Annotated in this window: 20 protein-coding genes, 1 pseudogene and 1 riboswitch; of the genes and pseudogenes, 19 read left to right on the forward strand and 2 right to left on the reverse strand. The window is 37.6% G+C overall.

From position 1 onward, the window contains the following. The first annotated feature begins 120 nt into the window (after positions 1 to 120). The 5 genes and pseudogenes from GXX20_09435 (at position 121) to GXX20_09455 (ending at position 5,461) form a co-directional block, all read left to right on the forward strand. A complete protein-coding gene (locus GXX20_09435) occupies positions 121 to 1,065 on the forward strand; it encodes a TIGR01212 family radical SAM protein (GenBank protein HHW31876.1) in 945 nt (314 codons plus the stop codon). Next, positions 1,055 to 2,338: a glutamine-hydrolyzing GMP synthase gene (gene guaA, locus GXX20_09440; GenBank protein ID HHW31877.1), complete on the forward strand. Its 1,284-nt coding sequence runs from the start codon at positions 1,055 to 1,057 to the stop codon at positions 2,336 to 2,338. The genes GXX20_09435 and guaA overlap by 11 nt, the downstream gene beginning before the upstream one ends. Positions 2,339 to 2,511: 173 nt before the next feature. Then, positions 2,512 to 3,057 (forward strand): annotated as a pseudogene (locus tag GXX20_09445) (ATP-binding cassette domain-containing protein). Beyond that, on the forward strand, positions 3,057 to 3,530 hold the full coding sequence (locus GXX20_09450; protein HHW31878.1) for a hypothetical protein: 474 nt from the start codon (positions 3,057 to 3,059) through the stop codon (positions 3,528 to 3,530). The pseudogene GXX20_09445 and the gene GXX20_09450 overlap by 1 nt, the downstream one beginning before the upstream one ends. Positions 3,531 to 3,676: 146 nt before the next feature. Beyond that, positions 3,677 to 3,778: riboswitch (purine riboswitch) on the forward strand. A 261-nt stretch (positions 3,779 to 4,039) separates the two neighbouring features. Continuing rightward, positions 4,040 to 5,461 carry an NCS2 family permease gene (locus tag GXX20_09455; protein ID HHW31879.1) on the forward strand — a complete coding sequence of 474 codons (1,422 nt, stop codon included), beginning with the start codon at positions 4,040 to 4,042 and terminating at the stop codon, positions 5,459 to 5,461. A gap of 120 nt (positions 5,462 to 5,581) precedes the next feature. Here GXX20_09455 and GXX20_09460 read toward each other — a convergent pair whose 3' ends face one another. Then, positions 5,582 to 5,740 (reverse strand): hypothetical protein, encoded by a 159-nt coding sequence (locus GXX20_09460; protein HHW31880.1) that lies wholly within the window; start codon positions 5,738 to 5,740, stop codon positions 5,582 to 5,584. Between the two features lie 153 nt (positions 5,741 to 5,893). On the opposite strand from GXX20_09460, the gene purE reads away from it, so the two are divergent. The 11 genes from purE (at position 5,894) to GXX20_09515 (ending at position 17,955) form a co-directional block, all read left to right on the forward strand. Then, positions 5,894 to 6,406 carry a 5-(carboxyamino)imidazole ribonucleotide mutase gene (gene purE, locus GXX20_09465; protein HHW31881.1) on the forward strand — a complete coding sequence of 171 codons (513 nt, stop codon included), beginning with the start codon at positions 5,894 to 5,896 and terminating at the stop codon, positions 6,404 to 6,406. Beyond that, the gene (locus GXX20_09470; protein ID HHW31882.1) at positions 6,403 to 7,845 is read left to right on the forward strand and encodes an amidophosphoribosyltransferase; all 1,443 of its coding nucleotides are present in this window, start codon (positions 6,403 to 6,405) and stop codon (positions 7,843 to 7,845) included. The genes purE and GXX20_09470 overlap by 4 nt, the downstream gene beginning before the upstream one ends. Next, positions 7,845 to 8,867 carry a phosphoribosylformylglycinamidine cyclo-ligase gene (locus tag GXX20_09475; GenBank protein ID HHW31883.1) on the forward strand — a complete coding sequence of 341 codons (1,023 nt, stop codon included), beginning with the start codon at positions 7,845 to 7,847 and terminating at the stop codon, positions 8,865 to 8,867. Before GXX20_09470 ends, GXX20_09475 begins: the two co-directional genes overlap by 1 nt. After that, entirely contained in the window at positions 8,861 to 9,493 is a 633-nt protein-coding gene (locus GXX20_09480) for a phosphoribosylglycinamide formyltransferase (GenBank protein ID HHW31884.1), read from the forward strand. Before GXX20_09475 ends, GXX20_09480 begins: the two co-directional genes overlap by 7 nt. A gap of 24 nt (positions 9,494 to 9,517) precedes the next feature. Next, positions 9,518 to 11,059 carry a bifunctional phosphoribosylaminoimidazolecarboxamide formyltransferase/IMP cyclohydrolase gene (gene purH / locus GXX20_09485; protein HHW31885.1) on the forward strand — a complete coding sequence of 514 codons (1,542 nt, stop codon included), beginning with the start codon at positions 9,518 to 9,520 and terminating at the stop codon, positions 11,057 to 11,059. 169 nt (positions 11,060 to 11,228) lie between these two features. Beyond that, positions 11,229 to 12,488 (forward strand): phosphoribosylamine--glycine ligase, encoded by a 1,260-nt coding sequence (gene purD, locus GXX20_09490; GenBank protein ID HHW31886.1) that lies wholly within the window; start codon positions 11,229 to 11,231, stop codon positions 12,486 to 12,488. A gap of 141 nt (positions 12,489 to 12,629) precedes the next feature. Next, on the forward strand, positions 12,630 to 13,253 hold the full coding sequence (locus GXX20_09495) for a nicotinate-nucleotide adenylyltransferase (GenBank protein ID HHW31887.1): 624 nt from the start codon (positions 12,630 to 12,632) through the stop codon (positions 13,251 to 13,253). A gap of 78 nt (positions 13,254 to 13,331) precedes the next feature. Next, positions 13,332 to 13,940, forward strand: coding sequence for an HD domain-containing protein (locus GXX20_09500; GenBank protein HHW31888.1), 609 nt, complete (start codon positions 13,332 to 13,334; stop codon positions 13,938 to 13,940). Beyond that, positions 13,930 to 14,298 carry a ribosome silencing factor gene (gene rsfS, locus GXX20_09505; GenBank protein HHW31889.1) on the forward strand — a complete coding sequence of 123 codons (369 nt, stop codon included), beginning with the start codon at positions 13,930 to 13,932 and terminating at the stop codon, positions 14,296 to 14,298. Before GXX20_09500 ends, rsfS begins: the two co-directional genes overlap by 11 nt. Before the next feature lie 5 nt (positions 14,299 to 14,303). Further along, a complete protein-coding gene (locus GXX20_09510; protein ID HHW31890.1) occupies positions 14,304 to 16,712 on the forward strand; it encodes a leucine--tRNA ligase in 2,409 nt (802 codons plus the stop codon). A gap of 223 nt (positions 16,713 to 16,935) precedes the next feature. Then, entirely contained in the window at positions 16,936 to 17,955 is a 1,020-nt protein-coding gene (locus GXX20_09515; GenBank protein HHW31891.1) for an asparaginase, read from the forward strand. A 48-nt stretch (positions 17,956 to 18,003) separates the two neighbouring features. Here GXX20_09515 and GXX20_09520 read toward each other — a convergent pair whose 3' ends face one another. Continuing rightward, positions 18,004 to 19,305: a D-alanyl-D-alanine carboxypeptidase gene (locus tag GXX20_09520; protein ID HHW31892.1), complete on the reverse strand. Its 1,302-nt coding sequence runs from the start codon at positions 19,303 to 19,305 to the stop codon at positions 18,004 to 18,006. A 248-nt stretch (positions 19,306 to 19,553) separates the two neighbouring features. Between GXX20_09520 and GXX20_09525 the strand changes: the two genes are divergently transcribed. The 3 genes from GXX20_09525 (at position 19,554) to GXX20_09535 (ending at position 21,995) form a co-directional block, all read left to right on the forward strand. Further along, positions 19,554 to 20,372, forward strand: a complete 819-nt coding sequence (locus GXX20_09525; GenBank protein ID HHW31893.1) for a competence protein ComEA — start codon at positions 19,554 to 19,556, stop codon at positions 20,370 to 20,372. 104 nt (positions 20,373 to 20,476) lie between these two features. Further along, positions 20,477 to 20,878, forward strand: a complete 402-nt coding sequence (locus tag GXX20_09530) for a hypothetical protein (protein HHW31894.1) — start codon at positions 20,477 to 20,479, stop codon at positions 20,876 to 20,878. Positions 20,879 to 21,095: 217 nt separating this feature from the next. Continuing rightward, the gene (locus GXX20_09535; protein ID HHW31895.1) at positions 21,096 to 21,995 is read left to right on the forward strand and encodes a dihydrodipicolinate synthase family protein; all 900 of its coding nucleotides are present in this window, start codon (positions 21,096 to 21,098) and stop codon (positions 21,993 to 21,995) included. Positions 21,996 to 22,224 lie beyond the last annotated feature (229 nt).

Consider the following 22,224-nt stretch of genomic DNA (forward strand, 5'->3'; position numbering starts at 1 on the left):
GGTAACAATATTTGATACAGAGTTGTAAAAAAAGTGAAACATCTGCTTCACAATTATGATAATATTATTAGTATTATCAGGTTAAAGTTAATGAAAAAATATATAGTGAATTAGATTATGATGAGACTGTACTATAAGTTTTCTGACTTTTTAAAAAATAGATATGGAGCAAAGGTGTACAAGCTGCCGGTGAATATTCCGGTTTCCTGTCCCAACAGGGATGGAAAGCTGGGAAGAGGTGGATGTATTTTTTGCGGAGAAGAAGGAGCAGGGTTTGAAAACCTGTCTTGCAACCTAAGTGTAACCAGGCAGCTTGAAATTAATTCTGAATATATAGGTAAAAGATATGGGAGCGGAAAGTATATTGCGTACTTTCAGAATTACTCCAATACATATCTTCCCTACCAACAATTTAAAAAATATATAATGGAAGCATGTATAGAAGGAATAGCAGCCATATACATATCTACCAGGCCTGATTGTGTTAATGAAACCTATATTGAGTTCCTTGAGGAGTTATCCGGAGACAAGGGCATTGATATAGTTCTTGAAATAGGACTCCAAACAGTCAATTACCATACTCTGGAAAAACTCAACAGGAAGCATGGGCTTGCTGAGTTCATAGATGCGGCAATTCGGATAAAGAAACATAATTTGGGTGTATGTGCCCATTATATTATCGATTTACCCATGGATGATATGGATGATGTAATAGAAGGTGCAAAAATACTTTCAGCCCTGGGGGTGGATCAGGTTAAATGCCATTCCATGTATATTCTTGAAGGGACTCCAATGGGAGAAATGTATAAAACAGGTGAAATACAGCCGGTTACCCTTGAGGAGTATCTGGAAAGAATTATACTATTTATGGAATATCTTGATCCTGGCATTGTTATTCAAAGATTGGTTGGACGTGCGCCTGCTGACAGAACTCTTTTCTGCAACTGGGGACTGAGCTGGTGGAGAATAGTTGATTTAATTGAAGAAAAAATGAAAAAAGAAATGAGATTTCAAGGTAAAAAATTTAATTATCTGAATGGAGGTAGAGTTACTATTGAAGAATGAAAAAATAATAGTTTTAAATTTTGGAGTAAATTATTCACAATTATTAGGAAGAAGAATACGTGAAGCTAATGTTTATTGTGAAATACTGCCATACAGTACACCGGTGGAAAAAATACTGTCGCAGGAGCCTAAAGGTTTAGTATTGGCATGTCCTCCGGAGTCAGAACTTGGAGAAAAAGCCACTGAACAGAAGAAAAAAGTTCTTGCCCTTAATATACCTGTATTAGATGATGCAAGACTTAATAAAGATACCTTTGATATACAGGAAGGAAGGGAAATAATAAAGGATTTTCTGTTCAATAAATGCAATTGCACCGGCGACTGGGAAATGTCCTCCTTTGTTGAAGAGTCTGTTAAAAAGATTAAAGAAAAGGCAGAAGGCAAAAAGGTTTTATGCGCACTATCCGGAGGCGTGGATTCATCGGTGTCGGCAGTCATGGTACATAAAGCCATTGGGAAAAACCTTACCTGTATCTTTGTTGATCACGGACTTCTCAGGAAAAACGAGGCAGATCAGGTAGAAAGGATATTCAGGGAAAAATTTGATTTGAATATTATCAGGATTGATGCTCAGGACAGGTTTCTTGCAAAGCTTGCCGGCGTTACTGATCCGGAAAAGAAGAGAAAAATAATAGGTGAGGAATTCATAAGAGTTTTTGAAGAGGAGGCAAAAAAGATCGGGGCGGTAGATTTTCTTGTACAGGGTACAATATATCCTGATGTCCTGGAGAGTGCCGATGCAGAAGGGAAAATGGTTAAAAGTCACCATAACGTGGGTGGATTGCCGGAAAATATTGAATTTAAAGAAATATTGGAGCCTTTAAGACTACTATTTAAGGATGAAGTACGTAAAGCAGGATTGGTACTCGGACTGCCTGAAGAATTAGTATGGCGTCAGCCTTTCCCGGGCCCCGGCCTTGCTGTCAGAGTGATTGGAGAAGTGAATAAGGAAAAGCTTGATATACTTAGAGATGCAGACTATATTTTCAGAGAGGAAATTGCCCGGGTGGGGCTTGATAAAGAGTACAGCCAGTACTTTGCCATATTGACCGGTATGAAAAGCACAGGGGTGAGGGATGAATCCAGAACCTATGAGTATACCGTAGCTCTACGGGCTGTAATAACCAAGGATTTTATGACTGCAGAGTGGGCTAGAATACCCTACGACGTACTGGACAATGTTTCAAGACGCATAGTTAAGGAAGTGGGACAGGTCAACAGGGTGGTATATGATGTAACAAGCAAGCCGCCTGCAACAATTGAGTGGGAGTAAGGAAGGTCATCTAGAGTAACAGGGTTTTCAAGTGCTAAGGAGATATATCATTATCCGTAAATATATTTATCATACAGTATTTGAAACAGAAAAACAGGCTGCTGAATTAATCAGGTGCCAATACTAAAAACAGGTAGAGGCTAAGGAATACAGTGTGAAAATCTGGAAGATTTATGATTACACTCTCCAACATCAATAAGACTTTCCGGGTGGCCAGACGGCGAGCAGGGTTCGGACGAGCGGTAAAGGCTTTATTTTCGCGTGAATATGAGCTTGTTCATGCCTTAAATGATGTCAGCTTTACAATAAATGACGGAGAAATGGTTGGATATATTGGTCCCAATGGTGCGGGGAAAAGTACTACTATCAAAATTATGTGTGGAATCTTAACACCGGATAGCGGCGTGTGCAATATTAATGGGCGCGTCCCCTGGCGGGATCGCATTGCCCATGTCCGGGAAATCGGTGTTGTTTTCGGCCAACGCAGTCAGCTTTGGTGGGATGTTCCCGTTATCGACAGCTTTGAACTAATACGCGATATATATAGATCTGATGAAAAAACTTATAAAAAAAGTCTTGATGAATTAACTATGCTTCTTGACTTAAGTGAGTTGCTTAAGATACCGGCTCGGAGCCTAAGTCTGGGACAGCGTATGCGTTGTGAAATTGCTGCATCACTCCTGCATAACCCCAAAATTTTATTTTTGGATGAACCTACATATTTCAGATCCTTGTGTCAAAGTTGGATCTCACACGGTTTGGCAGGTTATTTCAGGCTATCCTTGTATTCTGCTATGCAATTCCGAATAGTGGAATTATATGGACCTGGGATAAAATTTTAACGCTTTTCTTAATGGTTAGCTGCGGCAGCTTGATTTTTTTCGGGCTGTTTCTCATATATGCGGCGTTCTCGTTCTTTACAACCGAGGGCCTGGAATTTATGAATATCTTTATAGACGGCGGCCGGGAGTTTGGGCGTTATCCGTTTTCAATATATGGGGAAAAAATCCTTATGTTTCTTACTTATATAATTCCTTTGGCACTATTTCAGTATTATCCGCTTCTGTATTTGATAGATAGGGAACAAAGCATAATATTCATGTTTACTCCATTAATCGGCCTGCTGTTTTTAATACCAAGCTATGCCTTCTTCCGCTTTGGGCTGAGGCGGTATAAATCAACGGGATCATGATTGACGCCTCTGATTGTTGATATGGTTTCCGCTGCGATTACACCCATGATAAACAGCATCGCAGTCCCCAAAAGTATTGTGTTTCCCAAAAACGATATTTTTTTAAAGGCATCTTGATATTGATATGGATAAATGTTAAAATATGAACGAAAAATTTAATAGTTACCAATATAATTTTGGCAATATGGGCCGGAAGTTTCTACCGAACAACCGTAAATTGTTCGACTATTGGTTATGCCTGTATGTATTCTGCGGTATGAGAGTTATTAAGGCAAAATACACTCAAGTACCTTTAAAATTACAGGGATAATTAGCGATTGGTGGAAACCCAATCGTTTTTTACATTTTACAAGACTGTTTTTCATGGAAAATATTTGGTAGAGGTTTTCAATCCACTGATGGATAAGATGGAAATTACTACGGTAAAGGTGGTCAAAGCCGGTGAAAACTTTTACATTTCAAGTAAAAGTGAGTAATCTGCTAAAAAATATTAAATGGAGGTTAAAATAATGGAGAGTTTCTTTAAGCTTAAGGAAAATGGTACAAATGTATCAACAGAAATTATTGCAGGTCTTACAACATTTTTCACCATGGCTTACATTATCTTTGTTAACCCTGCAATGTTGTCGCAAGTTCCGGGCATGCCATGGGGCGGAGTATTTCTTGCAACAATAATTGCAGCTACAGTAGGAACACTTGTTATGGGCCTGTTTGCAAATGTACCTTATGCACAAGCACCTGGTATGGGTTTAAATGCTTTCTTTACCTATACAGTATGCTTTGGCCTTGGTTTTACCTGGCAGCAGGCACTGGCTATGGTATTTATTTGTGGTGTGGTAAATATACTTATTACAGTTACAAAAATTCGTAAATCAATAATCAAGTCAATTCCTGTCAGCTTGCAAAATGCAATCGGTGGAGGTATTGGAATATTTATAGGTTATATTGGAATTAAGAGCGCAGGATTCCTCAATTTTACTTCTGATCCAGGCAAAAACATTATTTTAGAGGGCGGTACAGTAATCGCTGATTCAAGTGCAGTTCCTGCTCTGGTGGCCTTTAATACTCCAGAAGTTCTTCTGGCTTTGATCGGACTAATTATAACCATAGTTTTACTGGTATTTAAAGTAAAAGGAGCAATTTTAATAGGAATTATTGCAACAACTATTATTGGTATCCCTATGGGAGTTGTTGATATTTCAGCTGCAGGTACTACTGCTAATATCGGATCAGTATTTTCTGAGCTTGGAATAACTTTCGGGGCAGTTTTCAGCAAGGAAGGAATAGGCTCACTGTTTAGTGATGCATCTAAATTACCACTCGTATTATTAACTATTTTTGCTTTCAGCTTATCCGATACTTTTGATACCATTGGTACTTTTATTGGAACAGGACGTAAAACCGGCATTTTCAGTGAAGAAGATGAAAAGGCAATGGAGTCCAGTTCAGGCTTCAAATCCAAAATGGACAAAGCTTTGTTTGCAGATGCAATAGCAACTTCAATTGGTGCTATATTCGGAACTTCCAATACTACAACTTATGTTGAGAGTGCAGCAGGTATAAGTGCTGGCGGACGTACAGGTCTTACAAGTGTTACCACAGCAGTATTGTTCATAGCATGTATATTCCTTGCACCTATTGCAGGGCTTGTTCCGGCAGCTGCAACTGCACCTGCTTTAATAGCAGTAGGTATTATGATGATGACAGCTTTCAAAGAAATTAAGTGGGAAGATTTTGAAGAAGCAACCATTGGTTTCTTTGCAGGTGTGTTTATGGCTCTTGTATACAGCATTTCTTACGGAATAGCAGCAGGATTTATCTTCTACTGCTTAATAAAGATATGCAAAGGTAAAGCCAAAGAAATCCATCCGATACTTGCTGTAGCTACAATACTCTTTATTCTGAATTTTATATTGCTGGCAATTATTTAAGGTTTTTATAATAAAGCAGCAAGAAAACAGTAAGGGGTATGAAACAAGAATCTCCACTTTTATAAGATGGAAAGGTACAAATATAAAGGGGCTGGCAACAAACTGACAGCTCCTTTTAAGTTAATGCAAAAAGTGGCTGGATGTGGCAGCCGAATGGTTGTTAGGACACTCAGGATGAACAAAGGCGGAAGTTATATGTTTCCTTGTATCCGTGGAAGCAGAAGAACCGTCCCTGCGCTTCACCCTCCTGGAAGCAGAAGAACCGTCCCTGCGCTTCACCCTGCGCTTCCCTGACAGGATACCCTCCAGCCATAATTGACAAAGTATAACTTGGTTTGATAAGATTACTCTGTAGTTATAGTAAAATAAATGCAGCCGGGTTGGTCAAGCCAGCCCGTTTTTAGATTATAGATGGAGGTAATATTCATTAAAATGAAAAAGGAACCAAAGGTTTTATTAGTAATGGGAAGTGATTCGGATTTTCCCGTACTTGAAGGATGTATAAAATTATTGAAGCAATTTGGCGTTTTTGTTCAGGTGTTGGTTTGTTCGGCGCACCGTACTCCGGATAAAGCGGCAGAATATGCCAAAACAGCAGAGGAGAACGGCTTTGACGTTATTATTGCTGCTGCTGGAAAGGCAGCTCATCTGCCAGGTGTTTTAGCGGCGTATACACCTCTGCCTGTGATAGGTGTACCTATTAAATCTTCCACAATGGACGGCCTTGACTCACTTCTTTCCATAGTGCAGATGCCAAGCGGAATTCCTGTTGCCACAGTTGCCATAGACGGAGGGGATAATGCCGCACTTCTGGCTATCCAGATATTATCGGTGGGATACAGTGAACTTAGAGAAAAAATGAAAGAATATAAAATCCAGTTAGCCAGAAAGGTTGAAGAAAAAAACAAGGCTTTACAGGAAAAGCTGCTTGGAGGGATACTATGATTTATGATCCTGTAAAAGATAAATTCAGAGATGAATGCGGAGTTTTCGGGATATACAGTAATGACAATTTAGATGTGGCACGTCTTGCATTTTATGCCATGTATGCTTTGCAGCACAGAGGCGAAGAAAGCTCAGGAATTGCTGTAAATGATTCAGGAACCATACTTAATCATAAAAATACAGGATTAATTTCCGAGATTTTTAATGATGTTATCCTGAACCATTTAAAGGGTCAATCTGCCATAGGCCATGTCAGGTCTTCCTACGAAGGCAGCAATACCATAGAAAATGCACAGCCCATGTTAATAAAGTATAGAAGCGGCCAGCTGGCTCTGGCTCATAACGGAAGTCTTACTAATTCCTTAGAACTAAGAGAAAGTCTGGAAGAAAAGGGAGCCATGTTCCAGACATCAAGCGATACAGAAATTGTAGCTAATCTTATATCCAGATACAGTGTATTCAACAGCAGTATTGAAGATATTTTAACTAAAGTTATGAAGGATATTAAAGGATCCTATGCCATGACTATTTTAACACCCGAGCATCTTATAGGCTTAAGGGATCCTTTGGGCATCAGGCCTTTATGCATAGGAGCTATTGGCAATTCATATGTAATTGCCTCTGAATCCAGCGGCCTTGATGCTGTAGGAGCAAGCTTTTTAAGGGATGTAAAACCTGGAGAAATAGTGATAATTGACAAGAATGGACTAAGATCTGTCCAGGCTGTAGAAAGTAAAGAATCCCGCCTTTGTATATTTGAATTTGTATATTTTGCAAGACCTGACAGTTATATAGACGGAGCAAGTGTCCATCATGCAAGGGTAGAAGCCGGAAGAATCCTTGCCAGGGAACATCCTGCCGATGCAGATCTTGTCATAGGAGCTCCTGACAGTGGTATCAATGCAGCATTGGGATTTTCAAGAGAATCAGGCATACCGTACGGACAGGGACTCCTGAAAAACAAGTATGTTGGAAGAACTTTTATTCTTCCCGAGCAGGCACAAAGAGAAATAGGGGTAAGAATAAAGTTTAATGTTTTGCGGGACGAGATTGAGGGAAAACGTATAGTAATGGTAGATGATTCAATTGTCAGAGGCACAACAACCATGCGAATTGTACAGCTTTTAAAAAATGCAGGGGCTAAAGAAGTTCATATGAGAGTAAGCTCTCCTCCCTGCAAATTTCCCTGCTACTACGGTATAGATATTTCATCCAGTAAGCAATTGGTGGCCTCAAATTATTCTGAAGAAGAAATCAGAAAGATGATAGGCGCAGACAGTATAGGGTACCTGAGCCTTGAAGGACTGCTTAAATCTCCAATAGGTTCAAAATGCGGATTCTGTACTGCCTGCTTCAATGGAGATTATCCTATTGATATATCCCAAAGTGCATGTAAAAATATATGTGGGAACAGTACCAAGAAACAGGAGGAGATTTGATGATTAGTTATAAGGATGCAGGGGTTAATGTGGAAGCCGGCTATGAAGCTGTAAGACTGATGCGCGAACATGTAAAAAGAACTTTCCGTCCTGAAGTATTGACTGATATAGGAGGCTTCGGAGGTCTTTTCTCACTTGATAAAAATAAATATACCGAACCTGTTCTGGTTTCAGGAACCGATGGCGTTGGTACAAAACTTAAAATTGCCTTCCTTCTGGAAAAGCATGACACAATAGGGATAGATTGTGTTGCTATGTGTGTTAATGATATTATATGCAGTGGTGCTGAACCTTTGTTCTTTTTGGATTATATTGCAGTAGGCAAGAACTACCCCGAAAAAATAGCACAAATTGTAAAAGGTGTGTCCCAAGGATGTATAATGGCAGGATGCGCACTGATCGGGGGAGAAACTGCTGAAATGCCGGGCTTTTATTCAGAAGATGAATATGATATTGCCGGTTTTGCTGTTGGTGTAGTTGAAAAGAGCAAAATAATAGACGGAAGCAAGATTAAAGAGGGAGACAAACTGATTGGCCTTGCATCTTCGGGTATCCACAGCAATGGTTATTCTTTGGTAAGGAAACTTCTAAACCCTAATAAGGAAAAACTTAATGAATATGTAAGTTCACTTGGCTCAAACCTTGGTGAACAATTACTGAAGCCTACCAGAATTTATGTTAAAACCATATTAGACTTAATTGAAAAATATGAAGTAAAAGGAATATCCCATATTACCGGCGGAGGATTTATTGAAAACATTCCAAGAATGATACCCGAAGGTTTAAGAGCTGAGGTTGAATTAGGTTCCTGGCCTGTCCTTCCGATTTTTAAGTTATTGCAAAAAACAGGAGATATAAAAGATAGAGAAATGTATAATACATTCAATATGGGTATAGGAATGGTGCTGGCTGTGGATGCTGAGCTTTCTGGTGAGATTGTAAATTATCTGAATAAGGATTCAGAACAAGCATATATTATCGGTGAAATTAAAAAAGGGGAGTCAGGATTGGATTTATGCTGAAAATTGGTGTGTTGGTTTCCGGAGGAGGGAGCAATCTACAATCAATTATAGATAAGATTGAAACCGGCTATTTAAAGAACTGTTCTATACAAATTGTCATATCCAGCAGAAAAGACGCCTATGCCTTGGAGAGAGCCAAAAAGCATGGTATACCTGCTGTTTTTATAGGAAGAAAGAGCTTTGCAACTCCGGAAGAATATGATAAAGCTATGGTCGAAAAGCTTTCAGAATATAACATTGACCTTGTAGTGCTGGCAGGTTTTTTTGCACAATTGGGAGAGATGATGCTAAAGACCTATAAGAACAGAATTATTAATATACATCCTTCCCTCATACCTTCTTTTTGCGGTAAAGGATATTATGGAATAATACCTCATCAGAAGGCGCTCGAATACGGAGTAAAGGTAACCGGAGCTACAGTGCATTTTGTTGAGGCTGAATATGATTCGGGACCAATAATAATACAAAAACCTGTGTATGTTAAAGATGATGATACACCGGAGACTTTACAGAGAAGAGTTATGGAAGAAGCTGAATGGATAATTTTACCTGAAGCAATTAAACTCTTTTCTGAAAAGAGGTTGATTTTGGAGGGGAGAAAAGTAAGAATTCTTTCTCCCCGTTAGAATTCTATGAAAGGAGTATCCTAAATGGAAAGAGCATTAATCAGCGTATCTGACAAGACAGGAATAGTACAATTCGCACAGGAATTGCACAAACTTGGAATAGAGATTATATCTACAGGAGGTACTGCTAATACTCTCAGGAATGCCGGCGTAAAAGTAACAAACATTTCTGAAATTACAGGATTTCCTGAATGTTTGGATGGCAGGGTAAAAACATTACATCCCAAGATACATGGTGGACTTCTTGCAGTAAGGTCAAATCCGCAGCATATGAGGGAATTGGAAGAATTGGGTATAGAGACAATTGATATTGTGGTAATAAATTTATATCCATTTAAACAGACTATATTAAAGGATAATGTCCAGTTGGAAGAAGCTATAGAGAATATTGATATTGGCGGGCCAACTATGTTAAGAGCTGCAGCCAAGAATTACCAGGATGTAGTGGTGATTGTTGATCCTGCGGATTACCAGCCAATACTTGATGAATTAAAGTATACCGGCGGTGTATCTATTGAAACAAAATTCAGGTTAGCATATAAAGTATTCGAACATACCAGCCATTATGACACATTAATATCCGGATATTTAAGAAAAAAAATAGGAGACAATTCCTTCCCGGAAACTTTTACAATGACTTTTGAAAAGGCTCAGGATATGAGATATGGAGAAAATCCCCATCAGCAGGCTGTATTCTATAAAGAAGTTGGAGCTGCTCCAGGTACTCTGGTAAACGCCGTGCAATTACATGGTAAAGAGCTTTCCTATAACAATATTAATGACGCAAACGGCGCTCTTGAACTTCTTAAAGAATTTGAAGAACCTACTGTGGTTGCTGTAAAACATGCCAATCCCTGTGGAGTTGCAAGTGCTGACAATATCTATGAGGCATACAAGAAAGCTTATGAAGCTGACCCGGTTTCAATATTTGGCGGGATAATAGCTGCTAACAGAGAAATTGATGAGGCAACAGCAACTGAAATAAATAAAATATTTATTGAGATAGTAATTGCTCCTTCATACACTCAGAAAGCTTTTGAAATTCTCTCCAGCAAAAAGAATATCAGGATTCTTAAACTGCCTGACATTACAGAGGCTCTTCCGAAAGACACCTATGATATGAAGAAGGTTCCCGGAGGACTACTGGTTCAGAGCATTAACCTGGACCTCTTTGATATGGATTCCCTGCAATATGTAACTGAAAATAAACCTACTCCTGCTCAGTTGGAAGATATGATCTTTGCTATGAAGGTAGTTAAGCATACTAAATCTAACGCTATTGTTTTGGCTAAAGATAAACAAACAATTGGCGTGGGACCTGGACAGACAAACAGGATAATGGCTGCAAAAATTGCCATTGAGTATGGAGGAAACAGAACAGATGGCGCTGTAATGGCTTCTGACGCTTTCTTCCCCTTCCCGGATTGTGTGGAAGCGGCTGCAAAAGCCGGAGTAAAAGCCATTATACAACCAGGAGGTTCTGTAAAGGACCAGGAATCTATTGATGCATGCAATAAATATGGAATTGCAATGGTATTTACAGGAAAGAGGCATTTTAAGCATTAAAAGGAAAAGGGACACTCCTCTCTCGAGCAAAGAAGTATTCCATATAAGTTGAGGAGTGTCCCTCAAAAAGATAGAGGAACACTCCTTTCCCGAGCAAGATGTATTCCTTTTATGTTGAGGAGTGTCCCTCACACAATTGTTTATTAATCATAAAAGAAGGATGGGAAGCATGAAAGTATTGGTAGTTGGAAGCGGAGGCAGGGAGCATGCAATCGCATGGAAGATTGCACAAAGCCCGCTGGTTGATAAAATTTATTGCGCACCAGGCAATGGAGGAATATCTTTCATTGCAGAGTGTGTGCCTATAAAAGCGACAGATATTGAAGGGATAGTATCATTTTCAGTTGATAATAATATTGATCTGGTAGTAGTTGCACCGGATGATCCGCTGGCAGCAGGCATGGTGGATGCTTTGGAGGCAGCAGGTATACGTGCTTTCGGACCTGTTAAAAAAGCTGCTGAAATAGAATCCAGCAAGGTTTTCGCAAAAAGCCTCATGAAAAAGTATGGAATTCCAACAGCAAAGTATGAGGTATTTGAAGAATATGCACCTGCTCTGGATTATTTAAGGAATCAGGAGTACCCTGTTGTTATTAAGGCAGATGGTCTTGCACTAGGAAAAGGAGTTATAATTGCCCATGATTTTTTAGAGGCGGAAAAAGCCCTTAACCTTATGATGAAAGACAAGATTTTTGGAAAAGCAGGGGATAAAGTTATCATTGAAGAGTTTCTTACAGGCCAGGAGGTATCAATACTGGCATTTACAGATGGTAAGACAATTTTACCGATGGTAAGTTCTCAGGACCATAAAAGGGCTCTTGATAATGATAAAGGCCTTAATACTGGAGGAATGGGAACATTTTCACCCAGTAGGATCTATACTCCTGAACTGGCTCAATGCTGTATGAATGAAATTTTTATTCCTACTGTGGAGGCTATGAATAAGGAAGGCCGGAAATTTAAGGGAGTACTGTACTTTGGTCTTATGGTTACAAAACATGGCCCCAAAGTGCTTGAATATAATTCCAGGTTTGGTGATCCTGAAACCCAGGTTGTTCTTCCAAGGCTGGAAAGTGATATAGTTGAGATATTTAATGCAGTTATTGATGAGAAATTAGACACTATAGATATTAAATGGAATGATAAGGCTGCCGTATGTGTTATACTGGCATCCGGAGGATATCCTGAGAAGTATAAGACCGGATATGAAATCAGTGGTTTGGAGGATGCGAAAGCCGATAGCAGAATTATACTGTTCCATGCATCAACAAAATATGCTAACGGAAAATTCTTTACAAGTGGAGGAAGAGTGCTGGGGGTTACCGCGCTGGGTGATACACTGGATAAGGCAATAAAAACTGCATATGAGGCTGTAGCGAAAATCAGTTTTCAGGATATGCACTACAGGACAGATATAGGGAAGAAATAGATAAGTAATGTTATATTTTCAAAACATTACAAGTGACTAACATTACATATGACTTAAGATTAAGAATAATGGGTTTGAGGCATTTGTATTGTATTTTGTGTAAAGAATATTAAAGAACGGTGCCTCAAATAAAAGGTGTATATGATAAAAAAGATACGAAAATTAGGCATATCAGGCGGCACTTTTGATCCTATTCACTATGGCCATCTGATAATTGCAGAGGATATAAGGGAAAGTTTTAAACTGGATAAAGTAATATTTATACCATCAGGGATGCCCCCTCATAAAGATATAACAAAAGTTACAGATGCAAGGCACCGTTATAATATGGTGCGCATTGCTATAGATAATAATCCTTATTTCGAGGCATCCTCTATAGAGTTGGACAGGCCTGGATATACTTATACTGTTGATACCCTGATACAGCTTAAGGAGATCTATGGTGAAGATACAAAACTCTACTTTATTACTGGTGCAGACGTGGTACCAGAGCTATTAACCTGGAAAAACTATCAGAAAATATTTAAATTATGTGAATTTATTACTGTGCTCAGACCTGGATATAAAAAATCCACCTTTATTGAAGCAGTGGAAAAGATGAGGGTGGAACATGGAGCGATAATTCATCTTACAGAAGCTCCTCTTATTGGTATTTCCTCAACCATAATAAGAACCAGGATGAATGAAAATAAATCAATAAAATATTTGGTACCGGAAAAAGTGGAAAAGTATATATTTGATAATATGCTTTATGTTTTTAAATAGAATACTGAGGTATAATCGCTTTTGAATATAATCACTTTATTTTTTATTATTTTATTAAGTAATGGAGAGTAATAGACAATTATGACACTGGAAGAAATGCAAAAGAAACTGCAGGAAACACTTCCTAAGGGAAGATTCCAACATTCGGTAAATGTAATGCATGAAGCTGTTAAATTGGCTGAAATATATGGAGAAGATAAAAATAAAGCTGCAATAGCAGGACTTTTACATGATTGTGCTAAAGGAATAAAAGGGGAAGAAGCCCTTGAAATATGCAAAAAACACAATATAATAATTGATGAGGTAATGCAGTTACAGACCGGGTTGCTTCATGGGCCTATCGGGTCGCATATAGCTGATTGTGAATACGGTGTAAAAGATCCATATATTCTGAACGCCATATATTACCACACTACAGGCTGTGAAAATATGGATCGGCTGACTAAGATTATTTATATTGCAGATTATATAGAACCAAATAGAAGTTTTTATGGAGTTGAAAAAATTAGAAGAAAGGTTATTAGTGACCTGGATGAGGCAATAATTATAGCATTGAACACAACAATTAAGCATGTGATTACTAAAGGACACCTTTTACACATAAACACAATTAACGCAAGAAACTATTTAATAAAGGAAAGGGGACATATTTCTGTCACAAAAAACATCAGACATAATGAAGGATAAAATCATAGAGATACTAGAGGATAAGAAAGCAAAGGAAATAAATATTATTAACATTCGGAAGATATCCACTTTGGCAGATTACTTTATAATATGCAGTGGTACTTCCACTACGCACATCAGAACACTGGCTGATGAAGTGGAACAAAAGATGCATATTTACGGCTATAAACTGTTAGGCAAAGAGGGTTATAGCAGTTCAAGATGGATTCTTCTTGATTATGGTGACGTTGTTGTGCATATATTCAACCAAGACGAAAGAAAATTTTATAATTTAGAGAGACTCTGGTATGATGGAGAACAAACTAGTATAATAAATGGTAATAGTTTTAAACAAGATACATTGAATAAGGATGTGTAGTAAATATGAATGCTTATAATCCAAAACTAATAGAAAAGAAGTGGCAGGAAATCTGGGAGAAGGAAGGCACATTTTATGCTTCCGAGGATAAGACAAAACCAAAGTTTTATGCATTAATAGAATTTCCATATCCTTCAGGCCAGGGATTGCATGTAGGACATCCCAGACCTTATACAGCTTTGGATATTATATCCAGGAAAAAAAGGATGCAGGGATATAATGTTCTTTTTCCCATAGGTTGGGATGCTTTTGGACTACCTACAGAAAATTACGCAATACAGAATAAAATTCATCCTAAAATTGTAACAGAGAAAAATATAAATAGATTCAGAGAACAGTTAAAGTCTCTGGGATTTTCCTTTGACTGGTCCAGAGAAATAAATACTACCGATCCTGAGTACTATAAATGGACTCAGTGGATATTCCTGAAGTTGTTTGAAAAAGGACTTGCATATAAGAGCGAGGCTTCAATAAACTGGTGTACACAGTGTAAAGTCGGACTTGCAAATGAAGAAGTAGTAGGCGGTGTCTGTGAACGCTGTGGCGGAGAAGTTGTCAGAAAGGTTAAAAACCAATGGATGCTCAGAATAACAAAATATGCAGACAGATTAATAAATGATCTGGATCTCGTTGATTACATAGAGAGGGTAAAAATCCAGCAAATAAATTGGATAGGCCGTTCTTATGGTATGGAAGTGAACTTTGAAACAACTGCGGGTTATACTCTAAAAGTTTTTACAACACGTCCGGATACTCTTTTTGGAGCTACATACATGGTTATTTCACCGGAGCATCCAATGATTGATGAATTAAAGGATAAAATTACAAACTTGGATGAATTAATGAAGTATAGAGAATTGGCATCTAAAAAATCCGATTTCGAGAGGACAGAGCTTTCAAAAGAAAAAACAGGAGTACAAATAGAAGGCATCAAAGCAATTAATCCGGTAAATGGAAAAGAAATACCTATATGGATTTCTGATTATGTTTTAATTTCTTACGGTACAGGCGCAATTATGGCTGTGCCCGGGCATGATACCAGGGACTGGGAGTTTGCCAAAAAGTTCAATTTGCCAATTATTGAAGTGGTTTCCGGAGGAGATGTTGAAAAGGAAGCTTATACGGATATAGAAAATGGCATAATGGTTAACTCCGAATTCCTAAATGGCTTACAGGTAAGCGAGGCCAAGGAAAAAATAAGCGATTGGCTGGAAGAAAGGGGTATTGGAAAAAGAAAGGTCAACTATAAACTGAGAGATTGGGTATTCTCAAGACAAAGATACTGGGGAGAACCGATACCTTTGGTTTATTGTGAAAAATGCGGTTGGGTACCTGTTCCTGAAGACCAGCTTCCTGTCCTGCTTCCTGAAGTGGAAAGCTATGAGCCCACAGATACTGGTGAATCACCATTAGCCAATATAGAAGAATGGGTAAATACAACTTGCCCGAAGTGCGGAGGACCAGGGAAGAGGGAAACTGATACAATGCCCCAATGGGCAGGATCATCCTGGTACTTCTTAAGATATACTGATCCTCACAATAAAAAGGAACTGGCAAGCAGGGAAAATCTGGAGTATTGGACACCTATAGACTGGTATAATGGCGGAATGGAGCATACAACACTTCATTTGTTGTATTCAAGGTTTTGGCATAAGTTCCTTTATGACTGTGGAATAGTACCAACTCCCGAACCTTACAAGAAAAGGACATCCCATGGAATGATACTGGGTGAGAATAATGAAAAGATGTCCAAATCAAGAGGTAATGTTGTAAACCCGGATGAAATGATAGACGAATTTGGAGCAGATACACTGAGAACTTATGAAATGTTTATCGGTGATTTTGAAAAAGCAGTTCCCTGGTCATATAATGCTATAAAGGGCTGCAGAAGGTTTCTTGATAGGGTATGGAAACTGCAGGAGATTTTGACTGAGGGTGACGAATATTCTAAAGATATAGAAGTTAGCATGAATAAAACAATCAAAAAAGTAAGTGAGGACTATGAGACTTTAAAATTCAATACTGCTATTGCTGCTCTCATGTCCCTATTAAATGAATTTTACAGCCGCGGAAAAATCAACAGGGCGGAATTTAAGACTTTCCTTATCCTTCTAAACCCTGTCGCTCCCCATATAACTGAAGAATTATGGGTTCTAAACGGATATGAAGGAATGCTCCACGCCCAGTCCTGGCCTACCTGGGATGAAAGTAAGACCGTTGAGGACATGATTGAAATTGCCATACAGATAAATGGAAAAGTAAAAGAAAGGATAATGATTCCTTCTGGTCTGGATAAAAAGCAGACAGAAGAAAAAGCTCTGGAAGATGAAAAAGTAAAAGCCTTGCTTGAGAATAAGAATGTAATCAAAGTTATTGGTGTACCGGGCAAGTTGGTAAACATAGTTGTGAAATAAATATAGTTTTTGAAATAATATAATTTGTTAAAAAACATGATCTTAAAAACATAATTTTGGTGCAAAAGCCATAATAAGCTTTTGTACCAAAATTTATATTTATACTTATTTTTATATTTGTATTTATTTTTGTTTTTGTATTAGATTATACTTATATAAATTTTTACTTACTAATATTAAATTTCCATTGGTACATTTCAAAAGAGTTATCGGAGGAATAAGTTTGAAGAATATACTGTTGCTGTCTACGGGCGGGACAATTGCTTCAGTTAATGAAGGAGCAGGCCTTGTTCCCAGAATTACAGGTGAGTACATGGCCAGGCTTATTCCGGAACTGGAAGGCCTGTGCCATATTGAGTATAAAAGCGTTTTTTGCAAGGATAGTTCAAATATTCAGCCGGAAGACTGGAAGGTAATTGCTCATGAAGCTTGTTCCGGAGTAAAAAACTATGATGGAGTTGTTATTACTCACGGGACTGATACTATGGCATATACGGCATCCATGCTTTCATTTATGCTAAGGAATTTGCATAAACCTGTTATTTTAACAGGTTCTCAGTTGCCAATAGATGCTCCCGGAACTGATGGAAAAAAGAATTTACTTGATGCATTTCAGGCAGCTGTTAAAGGCATTCAGGGTGTATATGTGGTTTTTAACGGGAAAATAATTTTTGGAACGAGGGCTGTTAAAACCCATACTGAAGCACTGGATGCTTTTGAGAGCATTAATTATCCCCCTGCCGGTTTTATAAAAGGAAATCAAGTGATTGTAAATACCTCTGATAATAAACTTAATTCTCACATAAAATTTACCTCTGATATAAATTCAACTGATACCACATCCTGCACAGAAGAAGTTTATGTTGATGATAATATTGACAGCAGAGTATTTTTGATTAAACTTTATCCTGGAATTGACCCTGGTATTATCCCTATATTAATTGAAAGAGGCTATAAAGGTATCGTTATAGAAGCATTTGGCTCAGGGGGGCTGCCCACAGATGAAAGATCTTTTATTCCTGAAATAAAAAAAGCACTTGACTTGGGAGTAGCTGTGGTAATAAATACCCAATGTGTTTATGGAAAATCAGACCTCAGCATCTATCAGGTAGGATTAAAAGCTGCTGAAGCAGGAGTTATACCCGGTTATGACATGACTACTGAGGCCGCTGTAACAAAGCTTATGTGGGCATTAGGCAAAACAAAGGACTTAAATGAGATAAGAAGGCTAATGGAATCTTAACCGAAGCACGGGGACTCCTCAAGCATGTGGACAGTTCTTATGCTTCCGTCAATAATACCTTCTTCGAACTCTCCTGCGATATCTTCTTGAGATCCTTCTTAACGTGAACCTTAGAAGTGCGAAACCAATTATAACACAGGTTGATATTTTAGCTACCTTTAAAAAGACAGGATTAGTGAAAACCTCTTTTATCTTTTCGGTAGAAGTTTTTTCCAAGATGACTTTTTCAATTGTTTTGGATGCAACAAGATTTACACGGCCAAGGGTTATACCATTATTCTCATACTCTAAATAGCCTAAAATATCACCCTTATATACAGGAACTTCAATTCGTGGTTTTATATATTCCTTTGTGTTTAGAGATGCATTGTAATTTTCTACAGGCAGTACGGCACTTATACTATTATCTGCGACAATATTCAGGTCTTCAGCCGTTCCTGTTCCAGGATCAACCTGGACAGTTTTTATTACCTGACCCTTTCTCACAAGGGATTGGATTGAATAATTTTCAAAACCGTATTCCAGTAGCTGCCTGGAGTATTTATAAACACTGTCTTTATTGTCTGAAGCACTTACTCCCAATATAACTGAGAGCAACTCCATTCCTTCATTGTTTTTACCGGAAGAAACCAGGTTAAATCCGGCAGGGCCTGTATACCCTGTTTTTATTCCTGTAACTTCAAAAAGTTCGCTATCATTATAGAATCTAAGTAACTTATTGGAAGAATACAATGTCGGCCAGGAAGGATGTTTATTGGTTGCTATAGGGGTATATTCAGTTTTGCTGACTATTTCTCTGAACTCTGGTATATTCATGGCATGTTTTGCGATAAGCGCCATATCTTTTGCCGTAGTGTAGTGGTTATTATCATGCATTCCGTTTGCATTTACGAAATGGGTATTTTTTGCGCCCAGTTCCTGGGCTCTTTTATTCATCAGATCAATAAATTCTTGCCTGGTATCGCACACATTTTCAGCAATAATATTTGCAGCTTCGTTGGCAGACACTATTAGAAGTGCATGCAACAACTGTTCCAGGCTCAATACTTCTCCAGGCATAATACCAATATTCATGCCATCTTTACCTATATCGTAAACTGCTGCCTGGCTTGCTGTCATCATGGTATCCAGAGTGCTGTTTTCAAGTGCTACTATGGCTGTCATTATTTTTGTTGTACTGGCAGGATAAAGCTTCTTGTTTTCTGAATCCTTCTCACAAAGTACCTGGCCAGATTTAATATCCATTAAAATATATGCTTCAGCTTCAATATTCAAGGGTGCCGCACAACATAAGGGAAAATTTAGCAAAAAGACCAATAATATTAACGCCATAGCAAGAAGTCTTTTCATAGTTCTTTACTAATTCCTCCAACCATTTCATTTGTAAATAGCATTTATTTTATATGTTATACGAGTTTAATATTCTATATGCTCCTGCGTTGTTTGTGTCTACAAATATAATAAGATGTTGACGGTACACAGGCACATTAAAAAGTATACCAGAAAATAATTAAAAAATGTATCAGTCCATGGAATTTTACAAAAATAAAGGAATTTAAATTCCAATGGAGAATATATAATATGCTGGAGGTGAAATTATGGAAATAAAGTTATTTAATAGAATATATTACATAAATAAGGAGATTATTGCAATTACAATATCGTTTTTTGTAATAATATCTGTTACAGCTGGATATTTATTGCTAAAGGAATATAGGGACACAATGGTTCTTGAAAGACAGGAAGATAAGAGTCTGACCAATAATGAAGGCAAGGCAGGCCAATCTACGCAGGATAACAATTCTTCAGGAACAGAATCTTATGGGGAAGAGCCTGAAGCTGATGAAAAAATTGAAGACGGGGAGAAAATTCATGTCTATGTAACAGGATGTGTGAACAATCCTGGCATTGTAACGCTAAAGAAGGGACAGATAATTAACGATGCAATAATTGCAGCGGGAGGAGCAACCAATGATGCAGATATAGAGAATATTAACCTGGTATACAGGCTGGAAGGTAATGCAATGCTTTATATCAGGTCAAAAGCAGAAATCGCAAATTACGGTGAGCAGGCAGATCCGGAACATAAACAGGAAGAAAAACAAACAGCCCAGGGGAAAATAATAGAACCAGGACAAGGAGAAGCAGGTCCAGGGGTAAAGATTATCTATGACAGCGGGGGAGCCGTTGTGTATGAGGAAAAAACTAATACAGACAACAAGGGAAAGGTTAATATAAATACGGCGGATATCAGCCAGCTTACAACTCTTCCGGGAATAGGAGAAGCCACTGCAAAGGACATTATTGAATACAGGGAGAAGAATGGAAAATTCAAAACAATTGAAGATATAATGAAGGTTCCCAGGATAAAGGAAGGTAGGTTTAACAACATAAAGGATTTAATTGTGGTGGATTAAAAGAATAGACTATTCTCGTATCTCTGTTTTATTAACGATCCATGTACCTTATGCCTTTCGTAAAAAATTACCTGGAAACATCAAAATGAATAATCTTTTAGTGGATGAATTTTATAGGGCTCATAGGAGCTGGGAAAATTGCCAGAAACCTTATGAAAATCATGAAGGACTTTTCAACCAAGAAGATAATATGTTATCATTCTTATGTAATCAAGGACATTGAAAGGCAATTCAACATAAAAATGGTAGATACCATAGAAGAAATACTTTCATCTTTGGAAATTATAAGTGCTTATGTTTCTTTGACCAAGGAAACAGAAGGCCCAGTAAATAAAAACTTATTTTTACTCATGAAGCCAGATGCGATTTTTATGAATACTAGTAGAGGAGGAGTGGTTAATGAAGATTATCTTTATGAAGGATTAAAGAATGGTAAATCTGCAACGGCTGGACTTGATGTTGTAGTGGATGATTCAGTAAAGAGAAATAACCGTTTGTTTGAATAAAAAAGTGCGGATAACTCCTCATTATACTGCTGACACGATACAGTCTGAGTTTAGGGCTCAGGATACTATGGCAAATTCAATAATTGCCTTTTTAAAGCACGAAATATGGAAACTTAGTTAGCTAGTCCGGAATATCAAAAAACACTAATGAAAAGTCAACTTTTACTGGTTTCTAATAACTTTTCTCATTTCTTACAAATTAAATGGAGGTACATGTATGAATAATATTAAATTTACAGGAATTATTCCAGCAATTGTAAGTCCATTAAATGAGGATGGGACAATAAAGGAAAAAGAACTTAGAAAACTTGTAAGATGGCATTTAAGTGAGGGTTGTACAGGGTTTTATATCTGCGGTGCTAATGGTGAAGGTGTAGTTATGAAGCCTGAATCAAGAAAGCATCTCGCAGAAATTATGGTTGATGAAGTAAAAGGCAAGGGGTACATAATTGATCATGTTTGTGCTGTTGATTTACGGACAGCTATGGATTTAGCAAGGCATGCTTCTGATATTGGAGTAGATGCTGTGGCATCACTGCCACCATTCTTCTATCATTATGGGGATGAACAGATTTATCAATATTATAAGGCAATATCAGATTCATGTGATGTTCCTGTAATGATGTACGCTGCAAGTTATATTTCAGGGACAAACATGCCACCTAAAACAGTAGAGAAAATGATGGGTATAGAAAGAATGATTGGTTTAAAATGGACTAGCAGTAATTATTTTGAAATGAGAAGGTTGAAAGAGCTAAATAATGGAAATATTAATGTGTTAAACGGGTCCGATGAAACCTTAATATGTGGATTGGTAATGGGAGCTGATGGTGGAATTGGTGCAACATACAATATAATGCCTAAAATGTTTGTTAAACTATATAATGCTTTTGTTTCAGGAAACATTAAAGAAGCCCAGGAAATACAGTACAAAGTTAATAAAGTAATTGATGTTTTGCTTAGATGGGGAGTAGGTTGTGGAGTTAAGGACACATTGGAAATGATAGGATATGAAGTTGGTAAATGTACTTATCCATTAAAAAGATTTACTGATGAGGAACAGAAATTATTTAGAGCAGAACTGAAAGCATTGAACTTCGAACAAGAGTATCTATAAAAATATTAAATAATTTATATAGTATCATACTAGTATTCTAACTACTTGGTCTTTTCTAATATAATTAATATATTATTATCATTAAATTTTTGATATGCGATGATGATATAAATATGAGATTTTAAATGGGATAATTAATAATTATGGGAAGATATTAATAATTCTTCCCATAATTATTTGTGATTCAAAAGTTTCAACAACCAGAGGTTTATTGCTTGGATACATATGT

It is taken from the genome of Clostridiaceae bacterium (assembly GCA_012840395.1).
Classification (GTDB): Bacteria; Bacillota; Clostridia; order Acetivibrionales; family DULL01; genus DULL01.

What these genes read in the sequence shown, in the direction of transcription:
- purE (HHW31881.1), top strand. Translation starts at nt 5,894, where the DNA reads ATGAAAAAGGAACCAAAGGTTTTATTAGTAATGGGAAGTGATTCGGAT.
- purD (HHW31886.1), top strand. Translation starts at nt 11,229, where the DNA reads ATGAAAGTATTGGTAGTTGGAAGCGGAGGCAGGGAGCATGCAATCGCA.
- GXX20_09495 (HHW31887.1), top strand. Translation starts at nt 12,630, where the DNA reads ATGATAAAAAAGATACGAAAATTAGGCATATCAGGCGGCACTTTTGAT.
- GXX20_09480 (HHW31884.1), top strand. Translation starts at nt 8,861, where the DNA reads ATGCTGAAAATTGGTGTGTTGGTTTCCGGAGGAGGGAGCAATCTACAA.
- GXX20_09455 (HHW31879.1), top strand. Translation starts at nt 4,040, where the DNA reads ATGGAGAGTTTCTTTAAGCTTAAGGAAAATGGTACAAATGTATCAACA.
- rsfS (HHW31889.1), top strand. Translation starts at nt 13,930, where the DNA reads ATGAAGGATAAAATCATAGAGATACTAGAGGATAAGAAAGCAAAGGAA.
- GXX20_09520 (HHW31892.1), bottom strand. Translation starts at nt 19,305, where the DNA reads ATGAAAAGACTTCTTGCTATGGCGTTAATATTATTGGTCTTTTTGCTA.
- GXX20_09470 (HHW31882.1), top strand. Translation starts at nt 6,403, where the DNA reads ATGATTTATGATCCTGTAAAAGATAAATTCAGAGATGAATGCGGAGTT.
- GXX20_09525 (HHW31893.1), top strand. Translation starts at nt 19,554, where the DNA reads ATGGAAATAAAGTTATTTAATAGAATATATTACATAAATAAGGAGATT.
- purH (HHW31885.1), top strand. Translation starts at nt 9,518, where the DNA reads ATGGAAAGAGCATTAATCAGCGTATCTGACAAGACAGGAATAGTACAA.
- GXX20_09510 (HHW31890.1), top strand. Translation starts at nt 14,304, where the DNA reads ATGAATGCTTATAATCCAAAACTAATAGAAAAGAAGTGGCAGGAAATC.
- GXX20_09435 (HHW31876.1), top strand. Translation starts at nt 121, where the DNA reads ATGAGACTGTACTATAAGTTTTCTGACTTTTTAAAAAATAGATATGGA.
- GXX20_09530 (HHW31894.1), top strand. Translation starts at nt 20,477, where the DNA reads ATGAATTTTATAGGGCTCATAGGAGCTGGGAAAATTGCCAGAAACCTT.
- GXX20_09475 (HHW31883.1), top strand. Translation starts at nt 7,845, where the DNA reads ATGATTAGTTATAAGGATGCAGGGGTTAATGTGGAAGCCGGCTATGAA.
- GXX20_09535 (HHW31895.1), top strand. Translation starts at nt 21,096, where the DNA reads ATGAATAATATTAAATTTACAGGAATTATTCCAGCAATTGTAAGTCCA.